Here is a 20019-nt window from a genome sequence, read left to right as displayed (position 1 = left end):
TCGTCAACTTAACCCGTCAGCCGGCCGGGGCGAAGCGCGCCCACAGCGGGTTGACCAGCTTGGCGATAAACGCGCGATGGCGCTCGATCTCCTCGGGCGCGGCATGATGCGGGCGTGGCTCGCGTGCTTCGCGCGCCACCACCGTCTGGCCGTTGCCGACAACGTCGACAGCCCGGGTATCGGCGACCAGGCCAAGGCCGATCTGCCGGCCGCCGGTCAGCTCGACATAGACCTGCGCCAGCAATTGCGCGTCGAGCAAGGCGCCGTGCTTGACCCGCTGGCTGCGATCGACGCCGAACCGCGTACACAAAGCGTCGAGGCTGTGCTTGGCGCCCGGATGGCGCGTGCGAGCGAGGACCAAGGTGTCGACCATCCGGCTGGTGCACACCCGGGGTCGGCCGCAATGTTCCAGCTCGTGATTGAGGAAGCCGAAATCGAAGCTCGCATTGTGCGCGACCAAAGGCGAATCTTCGATGAAAGCGAGCAATTCTTCGGCCCGTTCGCCGAACCGCGGCTTGTCCGACAGGAAGATATTGCTCAGCCCGTGAACCGCTTCGGCCTCGCTCGGCATCGGCCGTTCGGGATTAAAATAGGCGTGGAAGTGGCGACCGGTTTCAACCCGGTTGAAAATTTCGATGCAGCCAATTTCAACAATGCGGTCGCCGCCGGCCGGATTGAGGCCTGTGGTTTCGGTATCGAAAATAATCTCCCGCACCGCTCTCCTATTCACCCGCCGCCAGTCCGAGACAAGCCAGAATTTGCTCTACTTGGCGCTCGGTCTGTTCGAGCGGTCCGCTGGTATCGATGACGAAATCGGCGCGCGCGCGCTTGTCCTCGTCGGGCAGTTGCCGGGCGAGCAGGGCGTCCAGTTTCTCGGGCGTCATGCCGGGCCGCGCCAGTACCCGCTGGCGCTGAATGTCCGCTGGCGCCGAGACTACGATGACCTTGTCGAACGCGCCATCACCGCCGGTTTCGAACAGCAAGGGGATGTCGAACAGCAGCGCCGGCGAGTCGCCATGATCGAGGATGAAGCGGGTTCGCGCGTGGTGCACCGCCGGGTGGACGATCGCTTCCAGCGCGGCGAGTTCATCGGCCTGACCCAGCACCAATACCGACAGCGCTTCTCGATCGACCGCGCCATCGCGCACGCTGCCGGGAAAGCGCTTGCCAATTGCCGCGACCAGCGCCCCGCCCGCCCCCTGCAGCCGGCGCACTTCGGCATCGGCATCGAACACCGGGACACCGGCACGTTCGAACATGCCAGCGACCGTTGACTTGCCCATGCCGATCGACCCGGTGAGTGCGATTGGGATCATGCGGGTAACGCCCCACGATCACGCAGCGCGCCGAGAAGCGGGATCAGCGGCATGCCGAGGATGGTGAAATGGTCGCCTTCGATGCTGCTGAACAATTGCACGCCGCGCCCTTCCATCCGAAACGCGCCGACGCAATGGCCGACGGCGGGCCATTCCGCGTCCAGATAGCCAGCGATAAACGCTTCGGACAGCGACCGGACTTCCAGCGCGGCGGTCTGGGCATGGGTCCACTCGATCGCATTACCACGAGCAAGGGCGACGGCGCTGGTCAGTTGAATGGTCTTGCCGGAGAAGAACTGCAGATGCTCGGCGGCCTGGCTCCGATCGATGGGCTTATCGAACTGGCGACCCTGGACACTGACGACTGAATCGCTGCCAATCACCCAGTCGCCGACACGCGCCTGGCTGATACTCAACGCCTTGGCCTGGGCGAGATCGGCAGCAAGATCATCGGTCAGCAAAGCTGCGGCTTTGAGCGCGGCCTCGTCGACTTGCGGCGAAGCGACGTCGAAATCGACCCCCGCAGCCGCGAGCATCGACTGGCGGATGGCGCTTGAAGAGGCGAGCACGATGCGCACGGCATAACCTTGTGGAAAACTGCTGATCTGTCCTAGCCCGCCGGTGGGGACGGGCTCAATATCCGGCTTATGCCCAATTGGACTCGGCTTGTCCGATGATTCATCCCCGGGACAACCAGATAACCCCCAGCCTGTGAATCGTGGGCACGGTTGGCATCGACTCGGCGGATTCCTGCGACCGGGATTGCGCCTCGCTTGTTGGCAATTTCGGGAGGCGCGCCTAAACCCCACGACCCGCTGACCATCATCATCAACTATAGAATCTTATATATATAATAAGGGAGAATAAGAGGGTGGCCATGACGTCCCGTAAGACCCCGGACGACCGAGCCAAGCCCTTGCTTGCCGTTCTCAAAGGCGAACGGCGCGACCCTCCACCCGTCTGGATGATGCGCCAGGCTGGTCGTTATCTTCCCGAATATCGTGAACTGCGAGCGGCCAAGGGCGGTTTTCTCGACCTGGTTTATGACAGCGAGGCCGCGGCCGAGGTTACGCTTCAGCCGCTCAAGCGATTTCCGCTCGACGCCGCGATCCTGTTTTCGGATATTCTCATCGTCCCGTTCGCGCTCGGCCAGAATCTGAGCTTTGTCGCCGGTGAAGGGCCGCGCCTGACACCGCCACTTGCCAGTGCGGCGCTTGAGGATCTCAATCCGTTTCCGGCTCGGCTCGAGCCGATTTACGAGACCGTCGCGCGGGTCAAGGCCAGGCTCGATCCGGCGACCACGTTGATTGGCTTTGCTGGCGCGCCATGGACGGTAGCCACCTACATGATCGCTGGCGAAGGCAGCCGTGATCAGTCGCCGGCGCGGCGGCTGGCCTATGGCGATCCCGGCCGCTTCGCCGTGATCATCGAGCGGATCGAAGCGGCTACATTCGATTATCTCAGCGGCCAGATCCTTGCCGGCGCCGACGCTGTGCAATTGTTCGACAGCTGGTCGGGAAGCCTGGCGCCGGTGGAGTTCGAACACTGGGTCATCGGACCCACGGCGCGCCTGGTTGAGCGGTTGAAAGCCCGTCACCCGGGGGTTCCGGTGATCGGCTTTCCCAAAGGTGCCGGCGGCAAGCTTGGCGCTTATGCGCGCGAAACTAAAGTCTCGGCTATTGGCCTCGACGAAACCGTCGACCCGGCGTGGGCGCACAAGGAATTGCCCAAGCGACTACCGGTCCAGGGCAATCTCGATCCACTCGCTTTGCTCGCCGGCGGTGACGCCTTGAAGAGTTCGGTGCGTCGCATCCTTGACGCGCTGGCCGAGCGCCCGCACATCTTCAATCTCGGGCACGGCATCTTGCAGGAAACCCCGATCGCGCATGTCGAGGAGCTGATGGCGATGCTGAAGGGGGGCAAATGACCGGCGTCAATCTCACCGGTTTTCTCGGCGATGCCTACCCATGGGTGAAGGCGGCGCACGTCACCTTCGTGATTTTCTGGATGGCCGGGCTGTTCCTGCTGCCGCGCTTCTACGTTTACCACCACGCGACCACCCCGGGGTCGGCCGAGGATCGGGCCTGGATCGAGCGCGAGGACCGCGTTCGCACGATCATCCTGATGCCGGCAATGCTGATCGTCTGGGTGTTGGGGCTGATGCTGGCCTTTCACCTCAATGTCTTCGGGCAGTGGTGGTTTTCGGCCAAGCTGGCATTAGTCGTCGGGCTGACTGGCTATCAGGGTTGGCTCGGTTCCTACGGAAAATCGCTCGCCGCCGGCAAGCGCGAGCTCGAGAATCGCACACTGCGCATCATGAACGAAGTCCCTGGTATTGCCGCCGCCTTGATCGTCGTGCTGGTGATTGTTCGTCCGTTTTAGCCGCTTTCGTGGCGCCGCGCTGATTGACACGGGGCCTTCGCGTCCATACTTCAGATCAGGCGGCTTCCATCGGCCAGTTTCTTTAAATCGCCGGTGCCCGTTTCCCATGGTGCAGCGTCCTGCCGCATCCGCTTTGCTTTAAAAGCCCAGGCTTCCAACCCAAGAAAAGACTCCCAATGCACCTCAAAGACCTCAAGCTGAAAACCCCCGCCGAGCTCGTCACCATGGCTGAAGAGCTGGGCATCGAGGGCGCGTCGACCCTGCGCAAGCAGGACATCATGTTCTCGATCCTCAAGGTCCGCGCCGAAAGCGGTGCCGAGATCATGGGCATGGGGACGATCGAAGTTTTGAACGACGGCTTCGGTTTTCTCCGCAGCCCCGAGGCCAATTACCTCGCCGGCCCGGACGACATCTATGTCGCCCCCAATCTCGTCCGCCGCTTCGGCCTGCGCACCGGCGACACGCTGGAAGGCGAGATCCGTGGCCCCAAGGACGGCGAGCGCTATTTCGCTTTGACCCGCGTCACCCAGATCAATTTCGACGACCCCGAAGCGGTCCGCCACCGGGTCAATTTCGACAATTTGACGCCGCTTTATCCCGATAGCAAGCTGACCCTCGACAGCGCCGACCCGACGATCAAGGACAAGTCGGCGCGCGTGATCGACATCGTCGCGCCGCAGGGCAAGGGCCAGCGCGCGTTGATCGTCGCCCCGCCCAGGACCGGCAAGACCGTGCTGTTGCAGAACATCGCCCGGGCGATCACCGACAACCATCCCGAAGTGTTCCTGATCGTGCTGCTAATCGACGAGCGGCCCGAGGAAGTCACCGACATGCAGCGGTCGGTCAAAGGCGAGGTGATTTCCTCGACCTTCGACGAGCCCGCCAGCCGCCACGTCCAGGTCGCCGAAATGGTGATCGAGAAGGCCAAGCGCCTGGTCGAGCATAAGAAGGACGTCGTCATCCTTCTCGATTCGATCACGCGCCTCGGCCGCGCTTACAACACCGTCGTGCCAAGCTCGGGCAAAGTGCTGACCGGCGGCGTCGACGCCAATGCGTTGCAGCGGCCCAAGCGCTTCTTCGGTGCCGCTCGCAATATCGAGGAAGGCGGGTCGCTGTCGATCATTGCCACCGCGCTCATCGACACCGGCTCCAAGATGGATGAAGTCATCTTCGAAGAGTTCAAGGGCACCGGCAACTCCGAAATCATCCTCGACCGCAAGGTCTCCGACAAGCGCATCTTCCCGTCGCTGGACGTCGGCAAGTCCGGTACCCGCAAGGAAGAATTGCTGGTCGACCAGGCGACACTCACCAAGATGTGGGTGCTGCGCCGGATACTGATGCAGATGGGGACCATCGACGCGATGCAGTTCCTGCTCGACAAGATGAAGGACGCCAAGTCGAACGAGGATTTCTTCGCGAGCATGAATCAATAGCTGAGCCGGCAAATCCGGCACGCTTGATGCGTGTCGGTTTGCCGATGCTGGAGTCGTAAATGCCCGCAGGCATGTTCAACTTCGCCGACATCTTCACCGCGGCCGGGCTGGTGACGCTCGGCCAGGTGATCCTCATCGACCTCACCATGGCCGGCGACAATGTCGTCATCATCGGCACGCTTACCTCGGGCTTGCCGGAGCGCGAGCGCAAGCGGGTGATCATGTTCGGCGTCGGCATGGCGCTAATATTCCTGATCGGCTTCGCGCTGATCGCCACCCAATTGCTGCAGATAACCGGCCTGCTGGTTGCCGGGGGCCTGCTGCTGCTGTGGGTCGCCTACAACATGTACCGCGAGTTGACGCCGACGAAGATTGTCATCGCCGACGACCCGTCCACCGCCGCGATTGAGGGACCGCCGCGGACCAAGAGCTTTCTCCGCGCCGCGATCCAGGTGACTGTTGCCGATCTCTCGATGAGCCTCGACAACGTGCTAGCGGTCGCGGCTACGGCGCGCGAGCATCCGGCGGTGCTGTTCATCGGCCTGACGCTGTCGGTAACTTTGATGGGCCTGGCCGCCAATCTCGTTGCCCGGCTGGTACAGCGCTATCACTGGATCGCCTGGGCCGGACTGGTGATGATTCTCTACGTCGCGCTGACCATGATCTATGAAGGTTGGGTCGGCGGCGAGCATGTGCTGGGCTTGAGGAACGCGATGGGCCTCGGCTAGGATCGGCCCATGGACCTGACTGCTTTCCTGACGCCGCAAGCGATTGGTGTCTTTTTCGAAATCCTGATGATCGACATCGTCCTTGCCGGCGACAATGCGATCGTCGTTGGCGCGCTCGCCGCTGGCCTGCCAGCGGAGCAACGCAAGCGGGTGATCCTGATCGGCGTGCTGGCCGCTTTGGTGCTTCGGATTGCTTTCGCCTTGCTGGTTACCCAGCTGCTGCAGATCGTTGGGCTGATCCTCGCTGGCGGGTTGTTGCTGCTGTGGGTCGCGTGGAAGATGTGGCGCGAGCTGCACCACAGCGGCGAATCGCGCGGGTCGTCGGAGGTCGCCGGCGACGAACATTCGGGGGTAAGATCCGCCAAGACCTTCGCCGCGGCCGCCTGGGGCGTCGCCATTGCCGACGTCAGCATGAGCCTCGACAATGTTTTGGCGGTGGCCGGCGCGGCCCAGGACCATCCGTGGATCCTGGTCTTCGGCCTGATCCTGTCGGTGATCCTGATGGGCGTCGCCGCCAATTTCATCGCCAAATATATCGAACGCTACCGCTGGATCGCCTACGTCGGCCTGGTGGTGATCGTCTGGGTGGCTGGCAAGATGATCTGGGATGGTTGGCACGACGCCGTCCCGCACATCGGGCCGCTGTTGTCCTGAGCTTGCGCCTTGGGGCGTAGTCGCATCCGGCGTAGGGTTGGCTGGTGAACACCCAGACCATTTTTGCTTTGGCGAGCGGCCGGCCGCCGGCGGCGATCGGAGTGATTCGGGTCAGCGGGCCTAAGGCGCACGAGGCAGGGCAGGCGCTCTGCGGCAAGCTCCCGGGGCCGCGACAGGCGGCGTTGCGCGAGCTTCGGCATCCGCGTGAGCGCACCTTGCTCGATCGCGGCCTGGTCCTGCGGTTCGATGGCCCGGCCAGCTCGACCGGCGAGAATGTCGTGGAATTTCAAATCCATGGTGGCCGCGCGGTTGCTGAAGCGTTGCTTGACGCCTTGGCGTCACTCGACGGTTTGCGGCTTGCTTTGCCTGGGGAGTTTACCCGCCAGGCGCTGGAGAACGGGTGTATTGACCTGACCGAAGCCGAAGGGCTCGCCGATTTGATCGAGGCCGAGACCGAAAGCCAACGCCGCGCGGCGTTGGCGTTGGCGAATGGCGGCCTCAAGCGGCAGATCGAGCAGTGGCAGGCCCAGCTGCTGGGCTTGGCGGCCAGAGCCGAAGCGGCCATCGATTATGATGAGGAAGATGACTCAGGTGCAGTTCGCGCGCTTTCTAACGACTGCGGCGCATTAGCATTAATACTTGATAGCTGGCTTGGGCGGCCCCGGATCGAGCCGCTGCGGGATGGCGTCCGAGTGGTTGTCGCTGGCCCACCGAATTCCGGAAAATCTAGCCTGGTCAATGCGATAGCGGGTTCAGAACGCGCCATCGTCACCAACATTCCAGGCACGACCCGCGACCATATCGAGGTACCGTTGGCAGTGGCGGGGATCCCAGTACTGCTGACGGACACCGCCGGATTGCGGACCGCAGACGAACTGGTCGAACGCATTGGCGTCGAGCGGTCGCTCGTCCTGATCGAGGGCGCCGACATCCTGCTCTGGCTGGGCGACCCGGGCGAGGCTCCGGCGCATGCGCGCGTGATCCGCGTTCATGCGAAGTCTGATTTGTCCGAACGCGCGGCTGCGCCGGCTGATTCGTTGCCCGTCTCCTCACGCACCGGCGACGGCATTGCCCGCCTGCTCGATCAGGTCGGACAACTCGCCGCCTCCCTGTTGCCGGGTGAGGATGCGTTGGCGCTCAATCGGCGGCAGGCGACCCATCTCGCCGAGGCCCAGGCCGCGCTCGCACGCGCCGCGGAAGCCGAGGATATCGTTACGGTGGCGGAAGACCTTCGCCTGGCGCGCGGTGCATTCGACCGGCTCACCGGACGCGCCGGAGTCGAAGACGTGCTGGACGCTTTATTTGCAAGGTTTTGCCTCGGAAAATAGCTGTTTCACGTGAAACACCACTTGGTCATTCCCGCGAAAGCGGGAATCCCGTAGGGACTGCAAATGTACGATGTCATTGTCATTGGTGCGGGTCATGCCGGGTGCGAGGCGGCCGCTGCGGCGGCACGGCGCGGTGCGCGCGTCGGCCTGCTGACATTCCGCGCGGAAGATCTTGGCCAGATGTCTTGCAACCCTTCGATCGGCGGGGTCGGCAAAGGCCATTTGGTCCGCGAGCTCGACGTATTCGACGGTCTGATGGCCCGCGCCGCCGACCGCGCCGCGATCCATCGCCGAATGCTCAACCGGAGCAAGGGAGCCGCCGTCCAGGGGCCACGAGTCCAGGCCGACCGGCACCTGTATCGTGCTGCAATCGCCGACTTTATCGCCGGGAGCGGCGTCGAGGTGATTGTTGCCGAAGCGCTCCGCTTGCAGATTGAACGTGGACGAATCACTGGCGTCGAGACCAGCGTTGGGAGGTTGGATTGCCAAGCGCTGGTCGTGGCCACTGGCACTTTCCTCGACGCGCGCATCTTCGTCGGCGAAGAAGTGAGCAAAGGCGGACGTCGCGAGGAAAAAGCCTCGGTGCCACTCGGGCAGCAGCTGCGCGAAATCGGCCTTGGTCAGGGGCGGCTCAAGACCGGCACCCCGCCGCGGCTCGACGGCCGCACCATCGATTGGGCGCGGCTTGAGGACCAGCCGAGTGACCCCGAGCCCTGGGCCATGTCGGCGATCGACGATGGCCATCGTCCGCCGCAGCTGCGTTGCGCAATTGCCCGGACCAATCACCAAACCCACGATGTCATCCGCGCCAATTTTGATCGTTCACCGCTGTTCGCCGGCGCCATCGCGGGCCGTGGGCCGCGCTATTGCCCGTCGATCGAGGATAAGGTGAAGCGCTTCGGCGATCGCGACGGCCACCAGATCTTCCTCGAGCCCGAGAGCCTGACTGACTCTCTCGTCTATCCCAATGGCATTTCAACGTCGCTGCCGGTTGATGTCCAGCGCGACTTTGTGCGCAGCATCGCCGGACTCGAACGGGTCGAAATCGTGCGGCCCGGCTATGCAGTCGAATATGAGTATGTCGACCCACGGCGTCTCAACTCAACCCTGCAAACACGTGAGATTTCCGGGCTTTTCCTGGCCGGCCAGATCAATGGCACGACCGGTTACGAGGAAGCGGCGGCGCAAGGGTTGGTGGCTGGTCTTAACGCCGCAGCGCAGGCGCTTGATTTGGTTAACGTCCGCTTCGATCGCCGCACCAGTTACATCGGCGTAATGATTGACGATCTCACCCTTCAAGGGGTCAGTGAGCCCTATCGGATGATGACCGCGCGCGCCGAATATCGCTTGTCGCTGCGCGCCGACAACGCCACCACAAGACTCGGCGAAGCGGCGCTTGGCGCGCATTGCGTGTCGCCGCGGCGCTGTAGCCAGATCGCCGAGCATTTGAAGTTGCGCGGCACGACTGGCTGGGCGGAGACGGACGAAGGCCGCGCCGATGCGCTCTATGCGCCATATGTCGAGCGGCAGCAGCGCGAGTGGGCCGCGGTCCAGCGCGATTCGGCCGTGTGGATCCCGCGCGACCTCGACTATGCGGCGGTGCCCGGACTGTCGACGGAAATGGTCGAGCGTCTGGCCGCCTCGCACCCCGAAACTCTCGATCAGGCGTCGCGCATCCATGGCGTGACTCCGGCGGCGCTGTCCGCTGTCTACGTCGCCGCCAGTCGTCGCGCCGCGGCATGATCGAGGCGCTGGAGCGCGCCGCCGGCCGCTTTGTTTCACGTGAAACATTCAGCCTTCTCGAGCGCTATATCGACCTGCTGAACGCGGCCAGTAGCACCCAGAACCTGATTTCATCTTCAACCCTCGACAACATCTGGGAGCGACACATCCTCGATTCGGCGCAGCTGGTGCGCCTGGAGCCGCACGCGGGAGCGTCATGGGTGGACATCGGCTCGGGTGCAGGCCTGCCCGGTGTCGTCATCGCCGCGCTAACCGAGGGGCCGATGACACTGGTCGAGCCGCGGCGGCTTCGTGCCGAATTCCTCAACGCGACGGTCGACGCGCTTGGCCTGGCCGCCCGAGTGCCGGTCCACCCGACGAAAATCGAAAATATCCGCGGCCAATTCCACGTCATCACGGCCCGCGCAGTGGCGCCGCTGGGCCGATTGCTTGGGCTCACGCACCATCTGGCCCATGACGAGACGATTTGGGTGCTGCCCAAGGGAAAAAACGCCAAATCGGAACTGGCCGAAGCGGAGCGAAGCTGGCAGTATGACGTGCGAAGCGAACCGAGTTGCACCGATCCGCGAGCGACCATCCTGGTGCTGAGCAAGGTGAGGGCGAAAAACGTGGGAGCGAAGTCGAACCGATGATCCGCGTTGTGGTCGCCAATCAGAAGGGCGGGGTGGGCAAGACCACAACCGCGATCAATTTGACCACCGCGCTGGCGGCGATCGGCGGGAAGGTGCTGCTGGTCGACATGGACCCGCAGGGCAATGCCTCGACCGGGCTCGGCGTCGGCCAGGCCCAGCGCGAGCGCTCAAGCTATGACGTGCTGATCGGCGGTGCCACCATCCTCGACAGTGTCGTCGCGACCCGCGTGCCGCGACTCGATCTGCTGCCGGCGACGGTCGATTTGTCAGGCGCCGAAGTTGAGCTGGTCGCGCTCGACGATCGCGCCCATCGGCTCGACAAGGCGCTCGACGCAGTGCCGCCCGGGCGCTGGGACAACTGCCTGATCGACTGCCCGCCGTCGCTGGGCCTGCTGACCGTCAACGCGCTCGTCGCGGCGCGTCATTTGCTGGTGCCGTTGCAGTGCGAATTCTTTGCTTTAGAAGGACTTAGCCAGCTTTTGCAGACCGTCGAGCGGATCCGACTGGCGTTCAATCCCGAGCTTGCGATCCTTGGCGTCGCGCTGACCATGTTCGACCGCCGCAACAATTTGTCGCAGGCCGTCGCCGAAGATGTCCGCGCTTGTCTCGGCAACGCGGTGTTCGAAACCGTCATCCCGCGCAACGTCCGCCTGTCCGAAGCCCCGAGCCACGGACTGCCGGCCTTGATCTACGACCTCAAATGCGCCGGGTCCGAAGCCTATGTCCGCCTGGCGCGTGAGCTGATGGCGCGTCTGCCGCAACGCGCTGAAGCGGCATGACCGGCAAGCGTCCGGTCTCCGGGCTTGGCCGCGGCCTGTCGGCATTGATGGACGAATCGGTCCGCTCAGGCAGCGAGACGTCGAGCGAGTCGCGCGGCGGCGTCCGCGAGATTGAAATTGCCCGAATCCGGCCCAATCCCCATCAGCCGCGCCTGATGTTCGCCGACGAAGCGATCAACGAACTTGCGGATTCCATTGCGAAACGCGGCGTGCTGCAGCCGATCCTGCTGCGTCCGAGCGGCGGGGGGTTCGAGATCATCGCCGGCGAGCGGCGGTGGCGCGCGGCACAACGGGCGCAGCTCCACACTATTCCCGCGATCGTCCGCAATGTGGATGACGCGGCGACCGCCGAGATCGCGCTTATCGAGAATATCCAGCGCGAGGATTTGAACGCGATCGAGGAAGCCGAAGGCCTCCGGCAACTGATCAGCCAGCACGGCCACAGCCAGGACGACGTCGGTCGGCTGGTCCACAAATCGCGCAGCCATGTCGCCAACCTGCTGCGTTTGCTAGATTTACCCGAGATCGTCCGCGAGATGTTGATCCATGGCGAAATCAGCATGGGCCATGCCCGCGCCGTCGCCACCGCGCCCGATCCCGAAAGCCTGGCTAAGGAAGTCATCGCCAAGGGCCTGTCGGTGCGCCAGACCGAAGCGCGGGCGCGCAAGATCAAGCGGCCGCCCGGGGAGCTGGTCCTGACCGAGCGCCGCGGCGATGCCGATCTGGAGGCGCTCGAGCGGCAGCTGGGCGACATGCTCGGGATCACGGTCAAGGTCGCGCATACTGGCGCCGGCGGGACGGTGACGCTGCACTACAACAGTCTCGACCAGCTGGACATGATCTGCCAGCGTCTGTCCGGCGAGCCGATTTAGCGCTTAACGGCGGCGCGACGCGCGGCGGGCGATCGCCGTCAGTTCTTCGCCCAAGGCCTCGGCCGGCGGCGGCGCATCGCCGCGCATCAGCTGCCGCTCAAGCTTGCCGGCGCGCTCGGCGACCGTCTCCAGCCCGCGCGCGTCCCAGGTGCCGAGCAATGTCTCGATCAGCGGCTTATCTTTCCAGAATAACGACTTGCCTAGTGACGCCATGACGGCACCTGAACGCTCACCGGAATCGACCCGGGCGCGCATTGGCGCCAACATCAACAAGCGGCGCTGGAGCGCGCGAATCACCGGTATGGCTTCGGTGCCCCCGGAGGAAAGCCTCGCAAGCTCCTGCGAAACCTGCGGCAGCTCGCCGGCCAGTGCCAAATCGGCAAGCTTGAGGAAATCGCCCTCGGGCACTTCGGCGCCGACCGCATCGACCGCGTCATGGTCGAGCTCCTTGGGCGCTTCGGGCGATGCGCCAACATAGAGCGCCAGCTTGGCAAGCTCCTGGCCGACGATCGCCTGGTCGTTGCCGCACGCATCGGCAATCCGCGCCGCCACCGATGCGGTCATGCGCAGACCGTGCATCCGCCCAACGCCGCTCACCATTCGCTCGGCGTCCTGCCCTTCGGGAATATAGGAAGCATGGACGACCGCCAGCGGGTGGGCCTCGGCAAGCTTTAACAAGGCCGAAGTCTTGCGCAGCGCGCCGGCAATGACGATCACTGGGCTTTCGGAGGCCGGCGCCGACAGCAAGGCATCGACCCCGTCGGCGATCTCGTCGCCGGCCGGCTCAACCCAGATCGCGCGCGGCTCACCGAACAGGCTCATCGCGCCCGCTTCATCGGCGAGCAAGGCCGGGTCCGATCGCACCGCCCCGGCATTGGCGATAAACCGGGTGGCGCCGAGCGCCTTCAGCCGCCGCTCGCCATGGCTGCGCGATTGCCCTTCGTCGGGTCCATAAAACAGGTACAGTCGGGTCGACCCATCGGGCTGATCGAGCGCCCGCCCGATGCCGCCTTTGGCCGCTTTCACCGCCCCGTCGCCGGGGCTGTGCGCGCCGCGAATAAGCCAAGCCGGGCGACGATTTGGTCGGCCAACAGGTCGGACAAGCGCTCGACTGCGCTCTGTTCGGCGGCGACGGTCGCATATTCGGAGCTGACGACATCGATCCCGGCGTCGGATCCGGCGGTGGCGTCGAGCACTACGCCGCCGCTCTGCGCGTTGATCAGTCGGTAGCGCGCGCGCAGTGTCCGCCGCTCGCGGGTCACGGCGCGGTCGCCGCGGATGCCGAAGCCAGTGATACTGTCGTCGAGTTCGACTTCAAGGCGATAAATCGGCGGTCCGCCGTTCGGCCCAAGACGTTCCATCAATTTGTTGTGCACCAGCCAGCCGACCTGGCCGTCGATCGGCGCCACTTCAACCGCGCGCAGCGTCGTCGCCACGCTGCTGCTGGAGCCGCCGCCATAGAGCGGTTGCAGCCCGCAGGCCGACAAGGCCAGGGCAGCTGCAGCAAGGGAAGTAAGGCGCATCATAGGACGATATTCACTAGCCGGTCGGGAATGACAATGACCTTGCGCGGGCTCGCTCCGTCAAGCTGTCGCTGGACCTTCTCCGATGTCATGGCCAGCGCTTCGGTCGCGGGCCGGTCGAGGCCGCGCGGCGCGGTCAATGTGTCGCGCAGCTTGCCGTTGACCTGCACGGCGATCGTCACTTGGTCGTCGACCAGCATCGCCGGATCGAACGACGGCCACGCGGCCTCGACGATCATGCCTGCCTCGCCCAGCGCGGCCCAGGCTTCCTCGGCGAGGTGGGGCGCCATCGGTGCAATCAGCTTGACCAAAGCGTGAACGGCCTCTGCCCGGCTCACTGATGGCTTGGCCTTTTCGATCGCGTTTACCAACTCATACAATTGCGCGACCGCTTTGTTGAACTGCAACCCCTCGATCGCGTCGCCCGTGGCGGCGATGGCGCGGTGCAGCTTCTTGTCGAGTGCAATGTCGCGTCCGTCTCCGCCTGTTTGCCCGGTGGCCAGCCGCCAGACACGCTGGACGAACCTGGCTGCACCCTCGATGCCAGCCTCCGACCATTCGAGGTCGCGCTCTGGCGGGCTGTCGGACAGCATGAACCAGCGCACCGCGTCGGCGCCATGTTTGGCGACGATTGGTTCCGGATCGACGGTGTTGCGCCGCGACTTGGACATTTTCTCAACGCGCCCCCGCTGAGCCGGGGCCCCGGTTGTGCGCTCGACGAACTTGCCGCCGTCACGCGCCTCGACTTCATCGGGAGCCAGCCAGCGGCCATCGGGTGACAGGAAGGTTTCGTGGGTCACCATGCCTTGGGTGAACAGGCCCTTGAACGGCTCGGCGATGCTGATTCGACCGATGTGCTGCAGCGCTCGGGTCCAGAATCGCGCGTAAAGCAGATGCAAGATCGCATGCTCGACGCCGCCGATATATTGCGCGACCGGGAGCCAGGCTTCGGCTTCGGCGCGATCGAACGGCCGATCCTTGGGCTGGCTAGCGAAGCGGATGAAATACCAGCTGGAATCGACGAATGTGTCGAGCGTGTCGGTTTCGCGCAGGGCCGCACCGCCGCACGATGGGCACGGCACCCGCCGCCAGGCGTCGTGGCGGTCGAGCGGATTGCCGGGCAACTCGAACGACACGTCTTCGGGCAGCACTACTGGCAACTGGTCGCGCGGCACCGGCACGGCGCCGCAGCCGGGGCAGTGGATGATCGGGATCGGTGTCCCCCAATACCGCTGGCGCGACACGCCCCAGTCGCGCAGCCGCCACGCAGTCGTTCCCTTGCCCCAACCCGCGGTCTCGGCCCGGCGGATGACCTCGGCGGTCGCTTCGACGGTCGTCAGGCCGTCGAGGAAATCGGAGTTGACCGCGATTCCGGGGCCGATTTCAGGCTCTCCGGCGAAGGGCAGCGAGGCGTCCTGGGGGCTGGTCGCGACGACTCGCTTGATGGGCAAATGATATTGCTTCGCAAACTCAAAGTCGCGTTGGTCATGCCCGGGAACGCCGAAAATCGCGCCGGTGCCATAGTCCATCAGCACAAAATTGGCGATGTAGACCGGCAATTTCCATGTCGGATCGAGCGGATGGACGGCTTCGAGGCGAATCCGGTACCCTTTCTTCTCGGCAGTCTCGATTTCGGCGGCGCTAGTGCCGCCCGCGCGGCATTCCTCTATGAACGTTTGCGCTTCGGGATCTGCCTCGGCTGCGGCCTGCGCCAATGGATGTTCGGGGGCGACGGCGACAAACGCGGCGCCGAAGATGGTGTCCGGCCGGGTTGTGAAGACCTCGATCGCTTTCAGCTCCGCCACCGGCTCGGCCAGCCGGAACGCGAATTGCAGCCCGCGGCTCTTGCCGATCCAATTCTCCTGCATCAGCCGGACCTTGTCGGGCCACTGGTCGAGCGTGGCCAGGCCGTCGAGCAGTTCCTCGGCAAAGTTGGTGATCTTCAGGAACCATTGGGCAAGCTTGCGCCGCTCGACCGGGGCACCCGACCGCCAGCCCTTGCCGTCGATCACCTGCTCGTTGGCGAGCACGGTCATGTCGACCGGGTCCCAATTGACCTCGCTCTCCTTGCGATAAACCAGGCCGGCGTCAAACAGGTCGAGGAACAGCGCTTGCTCGTGCCCATAATAATCGGGGTCGCATGTGGCGAGTTCGCGGCTCCAGTCGAGCGCGAAGCCGAGGCGTTTCAGCTGGTCGCGCATGGCCGCGATATTGGCCCGGGTCCACGTCCCGGGATGAACCTTGCGCTCCATCGCGGCATTTTCGGCCGGCATCCCAAACGCGTCCCAGCCCATCGGGTGCAGGACTTCGTGCCCTTGCATCCGGCGGAAGCGGGCGATGACGTCGCCCATCGTATAGTTGCGGACATGCCCCATGTGGATACGCCCCGACGGGTAGGGGAACATCTCGAGCACATAGGTCTTGGGCTTGGCGCTCTGGCTGTCGGCGACGAAGCTGAGCTGCTCGTCCCACCGTGCCTGCCAGCGCCGCTCGGCAGCCGCCGGGTCGAAGCGGCCCGTCATTGCTTGGGGGCCATCATCGCGTAAGGCCTAACCGCCGACGGCGGTGCGGCGAAGATCGCGGGCGCGGGTCAGGATGATGTCTTCCAGCTTCTGCACGGTCGCCGCGGCCACCGGCGCGTCGACCCATGTGCCCCCGCGGTTGACCTGGCGCGAGGCGGCAACGCGCAATGCATCGGCCCGCAAGTCCTGGTCGAGGATGGAGACGGTAAGCTTAACTCGCTCGCCGGGCGAATTGGGGCTGGTGTACCAGTCGGTGACGATAACCCCGCCGTTCGAGTCCGCCTGGAGCAACGGGGCGAACGACACCGTGTCGATCGACGCGCGCCACAAATAGCTATTGACCCCGATCGACGTGGTTCGCGACGGCGCTAGCTGGGACGGAATATCGCGGTTCCTGGTGCAACCTGGCGTGGCGAGCAGGAGAATGGTCAGCGCGGCGGCAGAGAGGTGCAGGCGGGGCATCGGTGTTCCTTGAAGCAAAGGGCCGGGTAGCGAGGGGCTGTCGATTGGGCTTATAGATACTGCCAGTTGCTCCGCAAGCTTGTCCCGCATCGGGCCGACATTGTTGTTCCTCGGCCACAGGGAGCTTGTGAATCGTTTCGAGTCATGGAACGTTGAGCCTCGGATAGCTATATCGAGTCGTGAACAGGGAGTTCACCAGACGTGCATACCATGGGTCGGTCAATTTCAGTCAAGCTGGTCGCGGCGCTTGCCGCGGCTGGACTCGTGCTGACTCCGGCCTTCGCCGCGGGTGAGGCCAAGAAGCGGCCCCCCATCATTGCCGTCAGTTTCGACCCCATTGCGACCTTCACTCCGGCCAATGCCGACCCGCGCCTCGCAGCCGCATTTGCCGGACGCACCGGTTCCCTGAGCGATTTCAAATTTACCCCAGCGGCAGCCAAGGGACGGCCGTCGCAAGTCCGCGTCGCGATTCGCGCGCGCGCCGAAACTGGTTCCGACGTCGCCGACGCTTCTGCGCTGACTGCCAGTGCGCTGACCCCAGCCAGTTACAATCTTGGCGTGGCGGTCGGCTGGCGCCAGTTCGCGATGTCCGGCGATGTCGCCAAGGTCAAAGACGCCAATTCGGCACTGGGCGGGCGCGAGAGTGCGGCACTGGGCGTGAGCTATTCCTTGAAGCGCTTTACCGCCCGCGTCGCCGCCGGCGCCGATCGCGGCGACGGACGCGCGCTGGCGGCGCTGCGCAAGGCCGATAATTATTCGTTCGATGTCGGCGGGGCTTACTCGCTGACCAACCACATCGCCCTGACCGGCGGCGTCCGTTATCGCATCGATCATGAGCGGCTGGCGGCGTTGAAGGACGAGCGGCGTGACAGCCAGGCCGTCTACGTCGGCACTGCATTCAAGTTCTGATCCAGCGATCATTTTAAGCTATGGCCCGGTGCGATGAGTGCCGCCGCCGATCGACTCCACCGAGTTCAAGCCGAAATTGCCAGCGCGGCCAAGCATGCCCAGCGCGATCCCGGCGACGCGACCCTGATCGCGGTGAGCAAGACCCGCAGCGCCGCGGAAATCGAAGCGCTGATCGCCGCCGGGCAACGCGATTTCGGCGAAAGCCGGGTCCAGGAAGCGCTCGCCAAATGGCCGCCAATCCTGGAGGCTCATCCAGGCGTCGCTTTGCACTTTATCGGCCGGTTGCAATCCAACAAAGCCGCCGAGGTGGTGGGTATGTTCGACGTGATTCACTCGCTCGACCGCGCCTCGCTGTTAACTGCTTTGGTCAAAGAGGCTGGCAACCAAAATCGGGCGCCTGCCGTTTACATCCAGGTCAATATCGGTGACGAGGCGCAGAAGGGCGGAAGCGCGATCGGCGAGGTCGGCGAACTGGTCGCCGCGGTGCGGGAATCGCCGCTGCGGCTTGCCGGGTTGATGGCCATACCCCCGCAAGACGTTGAGCCGGCACCGTTTTTCGCGCTGCTTGCCGAAATTGCGCGGCGTCATGGCGTCACCGGGCTCAGCATGGGCATGTCGGCGGATTACCAAGCGGCGGTGAAGCTCGGCGCCACTGCGGTCCGCGTCGGCAGCGCGCTGTTCGAAGACTGAGCTTTCCGTTGCCAGCGCTAATCATCGATTTCGACGGCGTCCTTATCGAAAGCGAATATGAGGGCAACCGTCATCTCGCCGAGTTGCTGACTGCCCTGGGTCACCCGACCACGACCGACGAGGCGCTCACCCATTTTACCGGCCTTAGCGGCGGCGACTTCATCGCGGCGGTCGAGGGGACGGTCGGCGCCAGGCTGCCGGCGGAGTTTCACGCGCGCCGCGCGGCCGAGGATGAGCGCGCCCTGCGCGACGGCGTGCCGGCGGTTGCAGGAGCAATTGCGTTCCTCCGCTCGCTGCCGCCGGCGTGGCCCAAGGCGGTCGCGTCCTCAAGCACAGTCCATTGGGTCCGTACGCACCTCGACAATCTCGGTCTGGCGGACGTGTTCGGCGATCACATCTACAGCGGCCGCGAGCATGTCGATCGCGGCAAGCCCGCCCCGGATTTGTATCTCTATGTCGCCGCCCAGTTGGGCGTGGTGATCGCCGGCTGCACGATTATCGAAGATTCGGCGGTCGGGGCGACGGGTGCGCTGGCATCGGGCGCGCGGGTGATTGGGCTGGTCGCCGGCTCGCATTGTCTTCCCGGTCACGAGGAACGGCTGCGGTCGCTCGGAGTACGCGACATTGCCCACAGCTTCGACGACGTCAGCCGGCTGCTCAACCTAGGCTAGGTGCCCGCTCTTGGCACGCTTGACGGCGAGATAGTCGGCGTTGTGGGGGTTGGCGGGCATGTGATGCGCGACCCGTTCGACCACCTTAATCCCGGCGGTAATGAGCCCGTTCGCCTTGGCGGGATTGTTGGTCAGCAACCGCACTCGATCGATCCCCAACGCGCGCAACATCGCCGCCGCGTGCGTGTAATCGCGCTCGTCGTCGGCAAATCCGAGGCGCGCATTGGCCTCGACAGTGTCGAGGCCGCGATCCTGGAGGGCGTAGGCGCGCAGCTTGTTGGCGAGCCCGATTCCGCGGCCTTCCTGGCGCAAGTAGAGCAGGACCCCACCCCCGGCCGCGCCAATCAGCCGCAGCGCTTCCTTCAATTGCGGCCCGCAATCGCATTTCAAGGATCCGAACACGTCGCCGGTGAGGCATTCGCTGTGCAGGCGCACCAACGGCGGCTGTCCGCCAAAGGCACCGATGATGAGCGCGACATGCTCCTCGCCGTCGGGGCTGCGGAAAGCGACGATCTGGGTCTCCGGCATGTCATCCAGCGGCAGCCGCGCGCGGGCGACCAAGGTGACATCGGAGGTGAGGCCAGCCAAATCTTCGGCTGTGATCGTGATCGCGGCCACGCTCGCGTCGAGCAGCCACACCGCCGGCAGCAGCCCCGCCGCTCTGGCCAGCTCCAGAGCCGCGCGCGCCAGACCTTCGTCGCTCAGCGCATCCGGCCGCAGTGGACCGATTGGCGCCCGCTCGAGATCCTGCCCGGGATCGGCGAGCGCCAGTGCTGCATCGGCATCGAGCCAGGCGCAGCGTTCAACCAATACCGGGCGCCCCGGATCGGCGGCTTCGCGCGCATTGCTCAGCGACAGCGTTGCAGCCCGGGCACCACTCAGCAGCAACGGCGCCTGGCCCTTTGGGTCGAGCATTTGCAGCAGTTCCTCAGTCGCGGTCTCGACCGGAAGCAGCGCCAGGGCGAACTCGCCATGCTCGATCCGCACTGGCCGCCCGGCCTTGAGCGCCGCGATCACGCGCCGGATCGTGCTCCCCGCTTTCAAAAGCTGATTTCGCAGATCAACGGGACATGGTCCGAAGGTCGCTGCCAGGCGCGGCAAGGCTCGAGCACGCGGTGGCCGGCGATTTGGTCGCCGAGCGAGGGCGACGCCCACATATGGTCGAGCCGGCGCCCGCGGTCGTTCTTCGTCCAATCCATCGACCGGTAACTCCACCACGTGAAGCAACGCGCGGGTGCGGGGACGAACTTGCGGCCGATATCCACCCAGTCATGCGCTTGCTGGAGGCGATCCAGCGCCTCCACCTCGATCGGGGTGTGGCTAACGACGTTGATCAGCGCCTTGTGGCTCCACACGTCGCATTCCAGCGGCGCGA

Annotated in this window: 21 protein-coding genes and 1 pseudogene; 13 read left to right on the top strand and 9 right to left on the bottom strand. The window is 64.6% G+C overall.

Annotated elements, in window-relative coordinates; all coding sequences use genetic code 11:
• Positions 1-16: 16 nt before the first annotated feature.
• The 3 genes from dnaQ to RMO25_RS09320 are packed head-to-tail and all read right to left on the bottom strand — an operon-like array spanning position 17 to position 1894.
• Complete coding sequence (dnaQ, locus tag RMO25_RS09330; RefSeq protein WP_309662330.1) at positions 17-715, bottom strand: DNA polymerase III subunit epsilon; 699 nt, start codon at positions 713-715, stop codon at positions 17-19.
• A gap of 7 nt (positions 716-722) precedes the next feature.
• Positions 723-1316 carry a dephospho-CoA kinase gene (coaE, locus tag RMO25_RS09325; RefSeq protein WP_309662329.1) on the bottom strand — a complete coding sequence of 198 codons (594 nt, stop codon included), beginning with the start codon at positions 1314-1316 and terminating at the stop codon, positions 723-725.
• The gene (locus RMO25_RS09320) at positions 1313-1894 is read right to left on the bottom strand and encodes a nucleoside triphosphate pyrophosphatase (RefSeq protein ID WP_309662328.1); all 582 of its coding nucleotides are present in this window, start codon (positions 1892-1894) and stop codon (positions 1313-1315) included. Before RMO25_RS09320 ends, coaE begins: the two co-directional genes overlap by 4 nt.
• Before the next feature lie 299 nt (positions 1895-2193).
• Between RMO25_RS09320 and hemE the strand changes: the two genes are divergently transcribed.
• The 10 genes from hemE (at position 2194) to RMO25_RS09270 (ending at position 11867) form a co-directional block, all read left to right on the top strand.
• Positions 2194-3243 (top strand): uroporphyrinogen decarboxylase, encoded by a 1050-nt coding sequence (gene hemE / locus RMO25_RS09315; RefSeq protein WP_309662327.1) that lies wholly within the window; start codon positions 2194-2196, stop codon positions 3241-3243.
• The gene (locus RMO25_RS09310) at positions 3240-3698 is read left to right on the top strand and encodes a CopD family protein (RefSeq protein ID WP_309662326.1); all 459 of its coding nucleotides are present in this window, start codon (positions 3240-3242) and stop codon (positions 3696-3698) included. Before hemE ends, RMO25_RS09310 begins: the two co-directional genes overlap by 4 nt.
• Positions 3699-3874: 176 nt before the next feature.
• Entirely contained in the window at positions 3875-5131 is a 1257-nt protein-coding gene (gene rho, locus RMO25_RS09305) for a transcription termination factor Rho (protein ID WP_309662325.1), read from the top strand.
• 59 nt (positions 5132-5190) lie between these two features.
• Positions 5191-5859: a YjbE family putative metal transport protein gene (locus tag RMO25_RS09300; protein ID WP_309662324.1), complete on the top strand. Its 669-nt coding sequence runs from the start codon at positions 5191-5193 to the stop codon at positions 5857-5859.
• 9 nt (positions 5860-5868) lie between these two features.
• Entirely contained in the window at positions 5869-6513 is a 645-nt protein-coding gene (locus RMO25_RS09295; RefSeq protein ID WP_309662323.1) for a TerC family protein, read from the top strand.
• A gap of 44 nt (positions 6514-6557) precedes the next feature.
• Entirely contained in the window at positions 6558-7841 is a 1284-nt protein-coding gene (gene mnmE, locus RMO25_RS09290; protein WP_309662322.1) for a tRNA uridine-5-carboxymethylaminomethyl(34) synthesis GTPase MnmE, read from the top strand.
• A 63-nt stretch (positions 7842-7904) separates the two neighbouring features.
• Complete coding sequence (gene mnmG / locus RMO25_RS09285) at positions 7905-9584, top strand: tRNA uridine-5-carboxymethylaminomethyl(34) synthesis enzyme MnmG (RefSeq protein WP_309662321.1); 1680 nt, start codon at positions 7905-7907, stop codon at positions 9582-9584.
• Positions 9581-10216, top strand: coding sequence for a 16S rRNA (guanine(527)-N(7))-methyltransferase RsmG (gene rsmG, locus RMO25_RS09280; protein WP_309662320.1), 636 nt, complete (start codon positions 9581-9583; stop codon positions 10214-10216). Before mnmG ends, rsmG begins: the two co-directional genes overlap by 4 nt.
• Positions 10213-10995: a ParA family protein gene (locus tag RMO25_RS09275; RefSeq protein WP_309662319.1), complete on the top strand. Its 783-nt coding sequence runs from the start codon at positions 10213-10215 to the stop codon at positions 10993-10995. Before rsmG ends, RMO25_RS09275 begins: the two co-directional genes overlap by 4 nt.
• Positions 10992-11867 carry a ParB/RepB/Spo0J family partition protein gene (locus RMO25_RS09270; protein WP_309662318.1) on the top strand — a complete coding sequence of 292 codons (876 nt, stop codon included), beginning with the start codon at positions 10992-10994 and terminating at the stop codon, positions 11865-11867. Before RMO25_RS09275 ends, RMO25_RS09270 begins: the two co-directional genes overlap by 4 nt.
• Before the next feature lie 3 nt (positions 11868-11870).
• Here the strand turns inward: RMO25_RS09270 and holA are convergent, their stop codons facing one another.
• From holA to RMO25_RS09250, 4 genes are read right to left on the bottom strand one after another with little or no spacing between them, the layout of a single operon-like run.
• A complete protein-coding gene (gene holA, locus RMO25_RS09265; protein WP_309662317.1) occupies positions 11871-12893 on the bottom strand; it encodes a DNA polymerase III subunit delta in 1023 nt (340 codons plus the stop codon).
• Positions 12890-13393 (bottom strand): LPS assembly lipoprotein LptE, encoded by a 504-nt coding sequence (gene lptE / locus RMO25_RS09260; protein ID WP_309662316.1) that lies wholly within the window; start codon positions 13391-13393, stop codon positions 12890-12892. The genes holA and lptE overlap by 4 nt, the downstream gene beginning before the upstream one ends.
• Positions 13390-15912: a leucine--tRNA ligase gene (gene leuS, locus RMO25_RS09255; RefSeq protein ID WP_309662315.1), complete on the bottom strand. Its 2523-nt coding sequence runs from the start codon at positions 15910-15912 to the stop codon at positions 13390-13392. The genes lptE and leuS overlap by 4 nt, the downstream gene beginning before the upstream one ends.
• Before the next feature lie 27 nt (positions 15913-15939).
• Positions 15940-16374: a DUF3576 domain-containing protein gene (locus RMO25_RS09250; protein WP_309662314.1), complete on the bottom strand. Its 435-nt coding sequence runs from the start codon at positions 16372-16374 to the stop codon at positions 15940-15942.
• A gap of 210 nt (positions 16375-16584) precedes the next feature.
• Here RMO25_RS09250 and RMO25_RS09245 point away from each other — a divergent pair, with 210 nt between their 5' ends.
• From RMO25_RS09245 to RMO25_RS09235, 3 genes are read left to right on the top strand one after another with little or no spacing between them, the layout of a single operon-like run.
• Positions 16585-17283 (top strand): porin, encoded by a 699-nt coding sequence (locus tag RMO25_RS09245; protein WP_309662358.1) that lies wholly within the window; start codon positions 16585-16587, stop codon positions 17281-17283.
• Between the two features lie 33 nt (positions 17284-17316).
• Positions 17317-17973 (top strand): YggS family pyridoxal phosphate-dependent enzyme, encoded by a 657-nt coding sequence (locus tag RMO25_RS09240; protein WP_309662313.1) that lies wholly within the window; start codon positions 17317-17319, stop codon positions 17971-17973.
• Between the two features lie 8 nt (positions 17974-17981).
• The gene (locus RMO25_RS09235; protein ID WP_309662312.1) at positions 17982-18644 is read left to right on the top strand and encodes an HAD family phosphatase; all 663 of its coding nucleotides are present in this window, start codon (positions 17982-17984) and stop codon (positions 18642-18644) included.
• Here the strand turns inward: RMO25_RS09235 and ribA are convergent.
• Positions 18636-19688: a GTP cyclohydrolase II gene (gene ribA / locus RMO25_RS09230; RefSeq protein ID WP_309662311.1), complete on the bottom strand. Its 1053-nt coding sequence runs from the start codon at positions 19686-19688 to the stop codon at positions 18636-18638. The two genes, RMO25_RS09235 and ribA, sit on opposite strands and share 9 nt — an antisense overlap.
• A pseudogene (locus RMO25_RS09225) lies at positions 19685-20019 on the bottom strand (exodeoxyribonuclease III); the annotation flags it as partial. The gene ribA and the pseudogene RMO25_RS09225, both read right to left, overlap by 4 nt.

It is taken from the genome of Sphingomonas sp., assembly GCF_031361285.1.
GTDB lineage: Bacteria > Pseudomonadota > Alphaproteobacteria > Sphingomonadales > Sphingomonadaceae > Sphingomicrobium.
The sequence above is the reverse complement of the archived record's forward strand: the minus strand, read 5'-3'. Positions and strand labels throughout refer to the sequence as shown.

Coding starts and splice junctions, on each gene's coding strand:
- coaE (WP_309662329.1), bottom strand. CDS start 1,316: ATGATCCCAATCGCACTCACCGGGTCGATCGGCATGGGCAAGTCAACG.
- hemE (WP_309662327.1), top strand. CDS start 2,194: ATGACGTCCCGTAAGACCCCGGACGACCGAGCCAAGCCCTTGCTTGCC.
- RMO25_RS09310 (WP_309662326.1), top strand. CDS start 3,240: ATGACCGGCGTCAATCTCACCGGTTTTCTCGGCGATGCCTACCCATGG.
- rho (WP_309662325.1), top strand. CDS start 3,875: ATGCACCTCAAAGACCTCAAGCTGAAAACCCCCGCCGAGCTCGTCACC.
- RMO25_RS09300 (WP_309662324.1), top strand. CDS start 5,191: ATGCCCGCAGGCATGTTCAACTTCGCCGACATCTTCACCGCGGCCGGG.
- RMO25_RS09295 (WP_309662323.1), top strand. CDS start 5,869: ATGGACCTGACTGCTTTCCTGACGCCGCAAGCGATTGGTGTCTTTTTC.
- mnmG (WP_309662321.1), top strand. CDS start 7,905: ATGTACGATGTCATTGTCATTGGTGCGGGTCATGCCGGGTGCGAGGCG.
- rsmG (WP_309662320.1), top strand. CDS start 9,581: ATGATCGAGGCGCTGGAGCGCGCCGCCGGCCGCTTTGTTTCACGTGAA.
- RMO25_RS09275 (WP_309662319.1), top strand. CDS start 10,213: ATGATCCGCGTTGTGGTCGCCAATCAGAAGGGCGGGGTGGGCAAGACC.
- RMO25_RS09270 (WP_309662318.1), top strand. CDS start 10,992: ATGACCGGCAAGCGTCCGGTCTCCGGGCTTGGCCGCGGCCTGTCGGCA.
- lptE (WP_309662316.1), bottom strand. CDS start 13,393: ATGATGCGCCTTACTTCCCTTGCTGCAGCTGCCCTGGCCTTGTCGGCC.
- leuS (WP_309662315.1), bottom strand. CDS start 15,912: ATGACGGGCCGCTTCGACCCGGCGGCTGCCGAGCGGCGCTGGCAGGCA.
- RMO25_RS09250 (WP_309662314.1), bottom strand. CDS start 16,374: ATGCCCCGCCTGCACCTCTCTGCCGCCGCGCTGACCATTCTCCTGCTC.
- RMO25_RS09245 (WP_309662358.1), top strand. CDS start 16,585: ATGGGTCGGTCAATTTCAGTCAAGCTGGTCGCGGCGCTTGCCGCGGCT.
- RMO25_RS09240 (WP_309662313.1), top strand. CDS start 17,317: ATGAGTGCCGCCGCCGATCGACTCCACCGAGTTCAAGCCGAAATTGCC.